Below are 12,910 nucleotides of genomic sequence, written 5' to 3' on the forward strand. Positions count from 1 at the left end.
CCAAGCGATTAGAACGAGCTGAGGTTGTCAAAGTTAGTAGGAGAACCCCGCTGGCACTCGCGAGGAATGTATATCGTAACGGAGGTAAAACATGAGATTAGATGAAAGACAATATGACGAATTGAGAAAAATTGAAATAGAGGCAGGCTACATCACGCATCCAGAAGGCTCTGTCTTAATCTCAGCGGGAAATACGAAGGTGATTTGTAATGCATCGATCGAAGACCGTGTACCTCCTTTTTTAAGAGGAGAAGGAAAAGGCTGGATCACAGCAGAATATAGCATGCTTCCAAGAGCAACTGCACAAAGAACAATAAGAGAATCATCTAAAGGAAAAGTCACAGGACGTACTATGGAGATTCAGCGTTTAATTGGACGAGCACTCCGTGCAGTCGTTGACTTAGAAAAGCTTGGCGAACGCACCATTTGGATTGATTGTGATGTCATTCAAGCAGACGGAGGCACACGTACAGCGTCGATCACAGGTGCTTTTGTTGCCATGACACTCGCGATTCAAAAGCTACGAGCTGAAGGAGTTATCAAAGAAAACCCGATTACTGATTATTTAGCGGCGATATCCGTCGGAATTGATTCTCAGCAAGGACTTCTGTTAGATTTAAACTATGAAGAAGATTCTTCTGCTGAAGTAGATATGAATGTCATTATGACAGGCGCTGGTCGCTTTGTTGAACTTCAAGGAACAGGCGAAGAAGCGACATTCTCAAGAGAACAGCTAAACGGACTGCTTGATTTAGCCGAAAAGGGCATCAAAGAATTAATTGAAAAGCAAAAAGCAGTAACAGGAAAAGTCATCGAATAAAGAGAAGGGTTTGATCAGGATGAAAACAGCCATCATTGCAACGCACAATGCGGGCAAAGCGAAAGAATTCAAAGCCATTCTTGAGCCAAAAGGATTCACGGTCAAAACACTAGCAGACATTGGCTTTACTGAAGAAATTGAAGAAACAGGACAAACCTTCGAAGAAAATGCCATCATCAAAGCCGAGGCCATTCAAGCCAAAGCAGGTGAAATGGTCATTGCAGACGATTCCGGTCTGTCCATTGATTATCTGGGCGGAAAACCTGGCGTGTATTCAGCGAGATACGCTGGTGAGCATAAAGACGATGCGGAGAATGTGGAAAAAGTACTGAGCGAACTTCAAGGCATTGAAAAAGAAGACCGCACAGCCAGATTCAGATGTGCCCTTGCTGTCAGCATACCGGGAAAAGAAACAAAGACGGTAGAAGGATCAGTAGAAGGCTTCATCGCAGAAAAACCAATCGGCGAAAACGGCTTCGGATACGACCCAATTTTCATCGTCAAAGACAAAGACCAGACGATGGCCGAGTTATCACCAGAGGAGAAAAACAAGATCAGCCATCGAGCGGTCGCGCTTCAAAAGCTTTCATCACTGCTAGACGCAAATGAATAAGGGGGAATGAAGCCATGAAGATACTCATCATTAGTGACAGTCATGGACTCACAGACGAACTTCAAACCATTGCCAATCGGCATGCGGCTGAAGTTGACATGATGATTCACTGCGGAGATTCAGAACTCGAAACGAACCACCCAGCACTCGAAGGATACAAAGTCGTCAAAGGAAATTGTGACTTTATGGGCGATTTTGAAGAAGAGCTCCTGCTCCCACTTGATGGAGGCGGAAAACTATTTCTCACTCACGGACATCTGCATGGCATCAAACAATCCTTACTTCAAGTCTACTACCGTGCAGAAGAGCTGGGCGCAGACATTATCTGCTTTGGCCACTCGCACATTCCAGGCAGTGAACTGCTAAGAGGAAAACTGCTCATTAATCCAGGCAGCGTGCACTTGCCAAGAGTGCGAAAAGAGCGCAGCTATGCTATACTGACACTAGATGGAAGCGAAGCAAACGTACAGTTTTTCACGGACGAAGGTCTTGCCATACAAGACCTCGAAAACACAGTCACATTGGAAGGTATTTCATAAGGGTGCAGCATTAGCCCCTTATGAAAAAACTTTCGAAAAACCGTTGACTTTAAAGAACAATAGTAATATAATAAATCTTGTCGCTGAGGTAATACGCCAAAGCACACTACATAACAACATGTCCCAGTAGCTCAGCAGGATAGAGCAACGGCCTTCTAAGCCGTCGGTCGGGAGTTCGAATCTCTCCTGGGACGTCATGTAAAGTATACATAGCCCTTCATATGACAGGGTTTTGGACAGATAAAGGATGCTAACACAGATTATAACACTGTGTTAGCATCCTTTTTTTCTCCCTACAATATCTTTGCATTGTTCTACTGCCTCCAAATTATTTTTATTAGGAGGTAACAGTATGACAAAGAAAAAAGGTATCTTTGAGGTAGAGGTAGATATTAACCTGTTTAAACAAAGTAAGGAAACAGAGGCACATGATAAGCTCTTAATCTCAACAGAATTAGGAACAGTCTCATCAAGAAAGAAAAATGGCAGAGACTTATATAGTGCAATGGAAATTATTATCCAGAAGATGAGGGTAAGTGGCTACAGAGATAGGACAATTACAGACTACATTAGGTATATAGCTCGTTTTAGAAAAGTTGCCAATGTGAAATGCCTTGATTCCATGCAGGTATCCAATTAGACTAAGCTGACAAGGCTAAAATGACTTAAAGAAATTTCGGGCAAATGTTTTAATAATGGATGTTATAACTCTAAGTTTGGCATGGAGTTGATAAGAAGGTCAAAAAAGGGGCTAAAAAGGCTAATGTGGAGGTTTTGTTGTCTTTGTTACTAAATACCTTTATAGGGCTAAGAGATGCTGTGGCAGTCCTCACGTGTATAAAACAGGTGTAAGGATTAATACAAAGGGGCAACTCTGTGAAAGGCATTTTGATTTTGAAAGTAAGTTACTCAGTCAATCTTAAAAAATCATAAGAGTCCAGAGATTACAGGTTTCTGCAGAAAGACTCTGTATAACAAGATAAAGGAACAAAGGAGATGGCTTAGGCTATCTCTTTTTAAATTAATTAGCCCTGATAGGTAAGAATTTGTAGAAAACTATAGTATAATTATAACTGTTTGAGTATATTGAGAAGGATTTCTAGGGGGACAAGACTTTGAGTAAGAATGAAAGGATTACAGAAAATATTGTTAGAGATAAACTAAAGGATTTAGGCTACTTTGATGATGAATTTCTAAAAGTAGAGGAACAAATTAGTCACAATAAAACAATCAAAAACTGTTTGGCTAAAGCCAGTAAGAATGGTAAGGGGGTAGGGAAACCTGAATTTATAATCCATTCCTCCCTTAACAAAGATTTAGTAATTGTAATTGAATGCAAGGCAGACATTAAGAAACATGAAAGCAAGGAACATAACAAGTATGCAGAATTTGCAGTAGATGGAGCCTTACATTATGCAAAGAATTTATCAACTGCTTACAATGTAATTTCTATTGCAGTTAGTGGTCAAAATGAAAAAGAACTAAAAACATCAGTATATTTATGGGCGAAAGAAACAAAGTCTCCTAAGGTTTTAATTAATCAGTACAATGTAGAGATTGATGTAATTCTAACTTTTGATGAGTATTTCAAGTTAGCTAGTTATAACCCTGATGTTGAAAAGAAAAGGTATGAGGATTTATTAACTTTCTCAAGAGAATTACATAACTATATGAGAGATTATGCTAAATTAACAGAAACAGAAAAGCCCTTACTTGTAAGTGGTATATTAATTGCTTTATCAGACCCTGCTTTCTCAGTGAATTATCAGAACTATCCTTTTGGTATTCTTCCAACAGAAATGTATGAGGCAATTAGGAGAGAGGTTGAAAATGCTCAAATACCTAAAGCTAAAAAGCAAAACATGATACAGCCTTACTCTTTCATTTCTGTACACCCTGAGTTAGCTAAATTAGACAAAAAGACTAATGAGACCCCATTATATAGATTAGTCCAAGATATAGATGAGAAGGTTAGACCCTTTATAACAATCTATCAAAACTTTGATGTAATAGGTCAATTTTATGGAGAGTTTTTAAAGTACACAGGTGGGGATAAAAAAGCACTTGGTATTGTACTTACTCCTAGACATATAACGGATTTATTCTCTAAGATTGCAGGAGTATCATCTGCAAACAAAGTATTGGACACATGTTGTGGTACAGGTGGCTTTCTAATATCTGCTATGTCAGAAATGATGAGAAAGTCTAAGACTCAAGAAGAAATCGACCATATTAAATCCACTTGCCTCATTGGAGTGGAACAGCAACCTAACATGTTTGCGCTAGCTGCCTCTAACATGATTTTAAGAGGGGATGGCAAAGCAAACTTATATCAAGGTAGTTGTTTTGATGAGGCAATTACAAAAGAGGTCAAAAAGTTAAAAGCAGATGTGGGCATGATTAATCCTCCATATTCGCAGAAGGGGGAAGGGTTACATGAGTTAGACTTTGTTTATCACATGCTAAACTGTTTAAAAGAAGGTGGCATAGGTATAGCTATTGTACCTATAAACTGTGCTATTTCCCCTCATCCAATGAAAGAAACTATATTAAAAGAACATACATTAGAGGCTGTTATGTCTATGCCTGATGACCTCTTTCATCCAGTAGGTGTTGTAGCTTGTATCATGGTCTTTAAAGCTCACCAACCTCACAATAAGAATGAGTTCCATAAAACATGGTTTGGGTATTGGAAGAATGATGGATTTATTAAAACAAAACATCTAGGTAGAACTGACCTTTATAATAGTTGGAAAGACCTTAGAGATAGTTGGCTAGACAGCTACTTTTCAAAGAGAGAAGAGCCTGGAGCTAGTGTTATGCAAAAGGTAACAGCGGAGGATGAATGGTGTGCAGAGGCTTATTTAGAAACTGACTACTCAAATATTAGTCAAGATGACTTTGAGCATGAGTTAAAGAATTATATGTTATTTAAGCTTTTAAATGGTGATACAGATGATAAGAATTAGTGATTTATTTGATGTGAAATATGGTTTAAACATGGAGCTGAACAAATTAACTGTTAAGGAAAAACATGAGGAAAATACTGTAAACTTTGTTTCTAGGACTGCTAAAAATAATGGAGTATCAGCTATAGTGGAAAAGATTGAGGGTATTGAACCTCTAGAGGCAGGACTTATCACAGTATCAGGTGGGGGCTCAGTCCTTGAGACTTTTGTACAACCTAGCCCATTTTATTCAGGTAGAGATTTATATTATCTAAGACCTAAAATAGAAATGTCTCTAAAGGAAAAGATATTTTACTGTCTTGCCATAAAGGAGAACAAATATAGATACAACTATGGCAGACAAGCAAATAGAACTTTAAAGGACATTCTTATTCCTGATAGTGTTCCTGAATGGGTACAATCAGTTAATCTTGACTCTTTTGTCATATACAAAGATAGCCTAGTTAAAGAAGAAATGTCATTAGTAGATAAACAATGGAAAGAATTTCTCTACACTGATATTTTTGATGTAAAAAAAGGTAAAAGGGTAGTTAAAAACAATTTAAAATCAGGTGATACTCCATTTATTGCATCTATTGACTCAAATAATGGCATTAGGGAGTATTGTGATTTGCCTCCCTTATATGAGGGGAATGTAATTACAGTTAATTATAATGGGAGTGTTGGAGAAGCATTTTATCAGCCATCTCCTTTTTGGGCATCTGATGATGTGAATGTTCTAATCCCTAAGTTTGAACTTAATCCATACATAGCCATGTTTATTATTACAATTATTAAACAAGAAAAGTATAGGTTTAACTATGGTAGAAAGTGGCACAAAGAGAGAATGGAAGTAAGTAAAATGAAATTACCAGTTAAGGGAAATGGTACTCCTGATTGGGAATACATGGAGAGGTATATTAAATCCCTACCTTATTCTAAAACCTTATAATTATAATTGAGCCTACATCTTTGTCAGGCTCTTTTTTTATACCTTCCTATACTGTTTGTAAAATAGGTTAGAAAATTTTATAAAGACTTTGCCCATTTTTAGTAACCCTCTGTCTGTATTTATACCATTGGATATTTGCCAGCAGTATAAGACATCAAAGCCTTTATATGGACCTGCAACGTGAATCATCATCACACCGTGGTTTCGGTAGCCGATGGCGTAAAGCGCGTGAAGGTTATCTGACAAAGCATCCATTATATCAGTCTTGCATGTTAAAAGGCTAACGTATTGCGGTTACAGTAGTAGACCATATAAAACCACGTAAGGGAGATAAAAAACTATTCTGGGATTCAACTAACTGGTAGCTGCTGTGTGCGTCCTGTCACAGTAGGAGGACCGCTAAAAAAGATGGAGGTTTGGAAATGGATTATAAAAAATGCACATGTGATAATTGCGGAACAATCTTCATAGTTAAATACTGTTCTAGGATTATGAAGGTCGGTCGTGGAAACAAACGTCACCTTCTTGTGGTCCATGGTGTAAAGAGGGGTACACATCCTACTACACTAACGCTGAAATCAGGCCATTATATTACAGCTGCTTCAAAATATGTTGAAGTAAAGCAGAAGTAAAAAAAAGCCCTTCCGACACGGAGGGGCTTTTCATTGGTATTCATCGCTGTCAAATTCCCATAATTTTTGACCGTCTACTAAATATACAGCCTTAGGTGGATCATCATAAAGGGAAATTTCCACATAAGAATTTCCTTCTTGTATTACCCAATCACATACTCTTCCTTCATTATGAGTAGGGTGGGCAATGATGTCCTTGACAATAAAGGCAACTGCGTAATATTCTGTATAATTTATATCATCGTCTTCTAGTCCATTATCTGTTTCATAGAGTGCATCTGGTTTTCCGATAATCTGTAATCCGTTTTTCCACTCTAGTCGCAATTCGTTGGCACCATATTTATTTAATATTTTGATTAAAGAGTTATATCCCAAGAGTATCAATCCTTTTTTATGGTATTGGTTTTGTTGGAACTATGTGAGCACCATCTTTTGAGTAATGTATTGTTCCTCTATCTGTTTCTATATATTTTCCAGTTTCTAAGTCATATGCTTTACCTATTTTGTGATCAAATTTAACAACTTCTCTTCCTTTTGATGGGATGTGTCCTGTACCAGCATATTTATCAAGCAATTCTTGGGCTTTTTTATTGTCACCGTAAAAGATGCTTTTTTTCTTTCCATTAGCTATCTCCTGTTTATAGTTAGGTGCATCAGGAATATGTTTCTCTTGAGCGCCTGGTTTTACTTTTACAGGGAAACCATTTACTTCACGATACGGACCTTTTGGTACGGAATGTTTGCCGAAGGAAGGTGTTTTGACAATCTTCTTGGCTACTTTCTCTCCTTTCATTATTTTAAATACGTATTTTCCTACTTTAGCGATTTTAGCTCCGGGTATCATGTACAAGCTTGATACTAGACGGTCCATGTCAGCGACTTTGTCACCTGTTACAGGGTCTCTTCCTGTGATGACTCGAATGGCATCATTTATTCCTGTAAATTCAACCGCTGTATTTAAGATGTTTGAGGTTTGTTTCAAGTCAGAAATCTTTGTGATGCTTTCAATCTTCACTTTGTTTTGATCCGATATTCGTAACCGATATAGCATTCCATCTCGAATAAATTCAACTGTTTTGGCATTTGCGAAGTCAATCTTTTCATTTGTATTATATACTTTTCCATTTACGAACACGGCGTTTTGATTGATTTTATTAGACGGTTTCTTCTTCACAAGAGTATCCACATTCGATTGCTCTTTATCATTCAGCTTGTTCAGCATGATCATCATTGGGTTTTCTTTAGGGTTGTCTATTTTTTCATTCAATTCGCTGATGTTGCTGCTGATTTTTTCTTCTTTTCCACCTTTGAAAATAGAGCCTTTTTGATAACTGGTAATTTCAATTTTCGGGCCAGTGAACATCTTGCTTAAAGTATCTATGTATTGCTTCATTGTGTGAAGGGAACTTTTTGTTTCATTTAGAGCACTTGTTTGTTCTCTGTCAAATGCATGAAGTAGTCCAATGGTTTTGGACGTCTCAAGCCAGGCTTTTTGATAGCTTTGTTGAAAAGCAGATTCATCTACATGAGGCAAATGCGCAATATGGCTGACCCTGCTGAGGGCTTGATTCACATCGGATACAATATCAGAAATAGTCCGTTCGGCTTTTTTTAACCCTTGGTCAAGCTCGTGTTCAATGAATGATTGAGAGATAAAACCATTCGGGTTTGATTCAAAAGCATGAAGTGCCTGTTTTGTCTTTTTTAGTGCACCACTGTATTCTTCAATGACGATCTGAAAGAATTGCAAAAAGGGAATGTGACACTCCATATAAAAATCTTTTATCGCTTGTCCAGCTTCTCCCTTCAATGCACCATCTAAGGAGATGATTTGGTTGATTTGCTTTTCTAGGGACTTAACATTATGTGATTGCTGCTTCAACTTGTTCAGCGTTTGGTCAATTCCATTCTTCAACTCAAAGACATCAAGGGTTTTCATTCCGTTCTCCTTTACTTTCTGTTAGTACTCGAAGCAATTAAGCGTCCACATAAAGAAAGGGAGCTGCATAAACGACAGCTCCCAAGTTGAGGAGTTAATTTTTCTTTTTTCTGTAGTCTTTTACTAAGCTTGAAACAACTAACCCCATCACACTAAAAGCCACAAGATAAAATAAAACATTTGTTACAGGTGTATCAATTTTCCCTAAGATCATCACAAGGGCAATAATAGCGCTGGGTAAAGTAATTAATAACATTTTGGATGGCGTGCTTTGCTGTGACACTTAATGACCTCCTGATTGATCCATTAAATAGATATTTTAGTTGATTTTAACATATGGAGATTGTGCGAACAACATAAGGGGGATAGCAATTTACTTTAAGAGTGGACGAACGAAACTTGCCGATTTTATGGAAATCATTTCAATTAAACCTTTTGTGTAATAAAATGTATATGATTTATACAAAGGGGTGAGATGGCGTGAAGCATTTTTTCACGGCAATCGTAGTGGCTATCATTGTCGGGATCATTGTATATGTTGCAGATAATCGTTTAAGCATGTTTCCGTTGATGCTGATTTTAGCGGTTGCGATCTAAGCAGAATTAGCGAAGCATTGATTAAGAAATACTCAAAAGAAAATAGTTAATAGCACCGCCCTCCATTGGAAGGGCATTTTTAAATTAACCTCCCTAATGAAAAAGGCATTGTAAAGTGGTAAATATGCAAAAGAGAAAATATTCTTTCTCTCCAACTAAAAAAAGTAAGGTGTATAAAATCAAAACGGAGAACCCGCTTGCCTTATGACGGATTTTCTTATCATGCAATGACGAGAAACCCATGAAATCATGGGTTCTTTTATTTCTCTAGTCAAACTAAAATCAAGGTGCCACCAATTCAACTTTCATTCTATCAGGATCTTCGAAATAAACTGCGTAATGTTTATCGCCGCCTGCGAAGGGGTGTGTATCGGTATAAAGAATTTTAACCCCCATGCTTTTTAACTTTTCAGTCATATCATCTACTTGCTGCCGGGAACTGGCATGAAAAGCCAGGTGGTTTAGACCTGCCCTGCGTCTATGATATGGTATGTCCATAAATCGTTCCTCCGTTTGTACGAAAACGATATAAGTTTCTCCTAATTTCCAACTTCGACCGCTTTCCCAGGTTTGATACGGCTCGTAGCCTAACTCCTCTAAAAACCACCCCCAAAAAATAATCGAATTCTTTAAATTCGAAACATTTAGTTCAATATGATGAATAAGTCCTTTTGACAATAGATGAGCCCCCCCATTTAGAAGATTAATGATTATATGACTTAATGTAACTTAATTCAGATGAATATGGAACTCTATTTAATGGTTTAGCTGTTAATGAATAAATCTAAAGAAGAATATGCTGCTTCTCGACAGCTTTCAGCAATTTTAAGGCAAATTTAAGCTCGGATTTCATTTCAAATGTATTAAATCTTTGTTACAATAAGACAGCTTTGCGCAAAAGAGACGTTCTAAGGTTCGACATTTTTTTAGTATTTCTTAAAAATTTTATGTTTTAACATGAAACTCTTTTAATGATTCATGCGTCTCTATAAGTGTCAAAAGAAAAGAGGTTATCAATATGCTATTCAAAAAGCTATCAGAAAATAAGTCTGTAAAATGGATAGGATATACAAGCTTTTACTTACTTATTTTGCTATTATTGTTCTTTATTTACGGATTCCACACAGCAAATACGGGATCATTCATTTACAACGATTTTTAATTGGAGATTAAATTATGAAACTATTACAAACGATTCATGAATACCAGCAAACGAAACCAACACAGCCAGCATTTGTTTCTCAACATGCATCGATCACATATGATGAGCTATGGCATTTATCAGACCAAATGGCTGGTGCGATCGATGCAGTCACAGCTGGCAGTGAACCTGTCATTGTATACGGTCATATGGAGCCAGAGATGCTGATTTCTTTCTTAGGTAGTGTGAAATCAGGCAGACCATATATTCCGGTCGACATCTCAATACCTGTCGAGCGCATCGTCTCTATCATTGAAAGCTCAAAAGCCAGTCTATTGATATGTGCAAATGAGCAGAATGTATTAGATGTAGAAGAACACATTGAAGTGAAGAGTGCGGCATCGCTTTTAGCACTTGAAAAAGAAGCACCGCCATCCACGCAGTGGGTTCAACAAGATGATGTTTTTTACATTATTTATACGTCTGGCAGTACTGGAAAACCGAAAGGCGTTCAGGTAACAGCCAATAATTTAGAAAGCTTTACAGAGTGGATGTGCCGTGACTTCCCAATTGGTGAAGGACGCACATTCTTAAATCAAGCACCATTTTCTTTTGACTTATCAGTGATGGATCTCTATCCAGCCCTTCAATCAGGCGGCACGCTTTACTGTTTAGTGAAAGATCTTGTGAATAAGCCAAAGGATATGTTTGTAGCACTTGGTCAATCTGACGTTGAAGTGTGGACATCAACACCTTCTTTTGTGCAAATGTGCTTAATGGATCCTTCCTTTACAGGGGAGCTTTTACCAGAGCTGAACGTTTTCTTGTTCTGCGGTGAGGCGCTTCCTGTAGCTGTAGCAAGTGCACTTCTTGAGCGTTTTCCAAAGGCGCAGGTCTTTAATACGTATGGTCCAACTGAAGCAACTGTTGCGATTACATCGATTGAAGTGACGCAGGCGATTCTTGATCAGCACGATTCTTTACCAGTAGGCTATGCCAAACAGGATACAGACATCGTCATTTTAGATGAAGAAGGCAAGACACTTCCTGATGGTGAAAAAGGAGAAATTGTCATTGTGGGGCCAAGCGTCACAAAAGGCTACTTAGGTGAACAAGCCTTGACAGATAAAGTGTTCTTTGAATACGAAGGACGTCCTGCTTACCGTACAGGTGACGCAGGTGTGGCGAAGGATGGATTAATTACGTGCCATGGCCGTCTCGATTATCAAATTAAGCTTCATGGATACCGGATGGAGCTTGAAGAAATTGAATATCATGTAAGCGAGACAACCTATGTCAATGCTTGTGTAATTGTTCCATACCAGCCAAATGGTCATGTGGAGTACTTGATTGCAGCGATTGTTCCAGCAGCTCATTCATTTGAAAAAGAGTATCAGCTGACAAGCGCGATTAAGAAAGAAATGGCGGATTCACTGCCAGCGTACATGATCCCAAGAAAGTTTGTCTATCTTGAGCAGCTGTACATGACGCCAAACGGGAAGGTTGACCGTAAGAGAATCGCGAAAGAGGTTCTTCTATGATTCCGTTTAGTTCATTCTTTTTCTTCATTCTAATTGGTATTCTTCTTTTGCCGACGATCATTCTTGGTCTTCGCGGCAAAAGAATGCAGGGCTACAACATGTTTGCAACGGTTGTGGCGCTGGCACTTATTTTCTCAAAGGATGCCCATGGCGCGCTGCTGCTCTTCTTGTTCACGGTGTGGCAAGTCTTCATCATCCGCCTGTACCTTGCATACAGGTTAAAGGCGAATCAGGCATCTGTTTTCTATGCAGCAGTGGTGGCATCTATTTTGCCGCTTGTGCTGTCAAAGATTTTACCGTTCTTTTTAACTCATCAGCCGCACCAGCCGCCGCCAATGAACTGGCTGAGCTTTTTGGGGATCTCGTACTTAACATTTAAAGGTGTTCAGTTAATTATCGAGACAAGAGACGGCTTGATTAAGAAGAAAATTCCGATTCACCGTTTGGTCTATTTCATTGTCTTTTTCCCGACGATTTCATCAGGTCCGATTGATCGTTACCGCCGATTTGAAAAGGATATGGATACACCGCTTGAAAAGGAAGCATACAGTGATCTTCTATATGCCGGTATTCATAAAATTTTCATTGGCTTCTTATATAAGTTCATTATTGGTTATCTGATTCACACATATATTCTGATGAATATTCATCACATTAGCAGCAGTCACTTTGTTCAGCAGTTAACATATATGTATGCTTACAGCATGTATTTGTTCTTTGACTTTGCTGGATATACAGCGTTTGCTGTAGGTGTGAGTTATATGATGGGGATTAAATCACCAGAGAACTTTAATAAACCGTTTATCAGCCGAAACATTAAAGACTTCTGGAATCGCTGGCACATGTCCCTGTCCTTCTGGTTCAGAGACTACGTGTTTATGAGATTTGTGTTCTTTATGACCAAAAAGAAGTGGATCAAGAACCGAATGGCTGTATCAAATATCGGGTACTTTGTCCTCTTTCTATTGATGGGTGCTTGGCATGGTCTTGCCCTTCAATATATTATTTACGGACTATATCATGCAGTTGTCATGTCCGGTTACAATTTATTTGAGAAATGGAATAAAAAGCACAAGTGGTGGCCGGATAATAAGGTCACAATGGTTGTGTCTATCATTATTACATTCCATGTGATTTGTTTCGGATTTTATATTTTTTCAGGAAAACCATTTCATCATTAATGATTAA

13 protein-coding genes and 1 tRNA gene are annotated in these 12,910 nt (G+C 38.2%); 10 read left to right on the forward strand and 4 right to left on the reverse strand.

Translation table 11 applies throughout. The features are described from left to right. Nucleotides 1-91 precede the first annotated feature (91 nt). From rph to BAE31_RS09850, 7 genes are all read left to right on the forward strand, one after another. Nucleotides 92-820 carry a ribonuclease PH gene (gene rph, locus BAE31_RS09820; RefSeq protein WP_076840328.1) on the forward strand — a complete coding sequence of 243 codons (729 nt, stop codon included), beginning with the start codon at nt 92-94 and terminating at the stop codon, nt 818-820. A 10-nt stretch (nt 821-830) separates the two neighbouring features. Continuing rightward, nucleotides 831-1,433: an XTP/dITP diphosphatase gene (locus BAE31_RS09825; RefSeq protein WP_162860205.1), complete on the forward strand. Its 603-nt coding sequence runs from the start codon at nt 831-833 to the stop codon at nt 1,431-1,433. A gap of 14 nt (nt 1,434-1,447) precedes the next feature. After that, complete coding sequence (locus BAE31_RS09830; RefSeq protein WP_076840329.1) at nt 1,448-1,972, forward strand: YfcE family phosphodiesterase; 525 nt, start codon at nt 1,448-1,450, stop codon at nt 1,970-1,972. A gap of 120 nt (nt 1,973-2,092) precedes the next feature. After that, nucleotides 2,093-2,166, forward strand: a tRNA-Arg gene (locus tag BAE31_RS09835). Between the two features lie 158 nt (nt 2,167-2,324). Further along, nucleotides 2,325-2,612 (forward strand): hypothetical protein, encoded by a 288-nt coding sequence (locus BAE31_RS09840; RefSeq protein ID WP_076840330.1) that lies wholly within the window; start codon nt 2,325-2,327, stop codon nt 2,610-2,612. 475 nt (nt 2,613-3,087) lie between these two features. Continuing rightward, on the forward strand, nt 3,088-4,941 hold the full coding sequence (locus BAE31_RS09845; RefSeq protein WP_076840331.1) for an HsdM family class I SAM-dependent methyltransferase: 1,854 nt from the start codon (nt 3,088-3,090) through the stop codon (nt 4,939-4,941). After that, nucleotides 4,928-5,872 (forward strand): restriction endonuclease subunit S, encoded by a 945-nt coding sequence (locus BAE31_RS09850; protein ID WP_076840332.1) that lies wholly within the window; start codon nt 4,928-4,930, stop codon nt 5,870-5,872. Before BAE31_RS09845 ends, BAE31_RS09850 begins: the two co-directional genes overlap by 14 nt. A gap of 662 nt (nt 5,873-6,534) precedes the next feature. Here BAE31_RS09850 and BAE31_RS09860 read toward each other — a convergent pair. The 4 genes from BAE31_RS09860 to BAE31_RS09875 form a co-directional block, all read right to left on the reverse strand. Beyond that, complete coding sequence (locus tag BAE31_RS09860) at nt 6,535-6,879, reverse strand: hypothetical protein (RefSeq protein ID WP_076840334.1); 345 nt, start codon at nt 6,877-6,879, stop codon at nt 6,535-6,537. Nucleotides 6,880-6,895: 16 nt separating this feature from the next. Then, nucleotides 6,896-8,443 carry a T7SS effector LXG polymorphic toxin gene (locus BAE31_RS09865; RefSeq protein ID WP_076840335.1) on the reverse strand — a complete coding sequence of 516 codons (1,548 nt, stop codon included), beginning with the start codon at nt 8,441-8,443 and terminating at the stop codon, nt 6,896-6,898. A 94-nt stretch (nt 8,444-8,537) separates the two neighbouring features. Continuing rightward, nucleotides 8,538-8,726, reverse strand: coding sequence for a hypothetical protein (locus tag BAE31_RS09870; RefSeq protein WP_076840336.1), 189 nt, complete (start codon nt 8,724-8,726; stop codon nt 8,538-8,540). A 596-nt stretch (nt 8,727-9,322) separates the two neighbouring features. After that, complete coding sequence (locus BAE31_RS09875) at nt 9,323-9,718, reverse strand: VOC family protein (RefSeq protein WP_024427819.1); 396 nt, start codon at nt 9,716-9,718, stop codon at nt 9,323-9,325. A 334-nt stretch (nt 9,719-10,052) separates the two neighbouring features. On the opposite strand from BAE31_RS09875, the gene BAE31_RS09880 reads away from it, so the two are divergent. From BAE31_RS09880 to dltB, 3 genes are read left to right on the forward strand one after another with little or no spacing between them, the layout of a single operon-like run. Continuing rightward, nucleotides 10,053-10,202 (forward strand): teichoic acid D-Ala incorporation-associated protein DltX, encoded by a 150-nt coding sequence (locus BAE31_RS09880; RefSeq protein WP_024427820.1) that lies wholly within the window; start codon nt 10,053-10,055, stop codon nt 10,200-10,202. Nucleotides 10,203-10,216: 14 nt separating this feature from the next. Further along, nucleotides 10,217-11,722, forward strand: a complete 1,506-nt coding sequence (gene dltA / locus BAE31_RS09885; protein WP_076840337.1) for a D-alanine--poly(phosphoribitol) ligase subunit DltA — start codon at nt 10,217-10,219, stop codon at nt 11,720-11,722. Then, the gene (dltB, locus tag BAE31_RS09890) at nt 11,719-12,903 is read left to right on the forward strand and encodes a D-alanyl-lipoteichoic acid biosynthesis protein DltB (protein ID WP_076840338.1); all 1,185 of its coding nucleotides are present in this window, start codon (nt 11,719-11,721) and stop codon (nt 12,901-12,903) included. Before dltA ends, dltB begins: the two co-directional genes overlap by 4 nt. Nucleotides 12,904-12,910: the final 7 nt, after the last annotated feature.

Origin of the sequence: Bacillus sp. I-2 (assembly GCF_001974945.1) — a bacterium.
GTDB classification, from domain to species: Bacteria; Bacillota; Bacilli; order Bacillales; family Bacillaceae; genus Bacillus; species Bacillus safensis.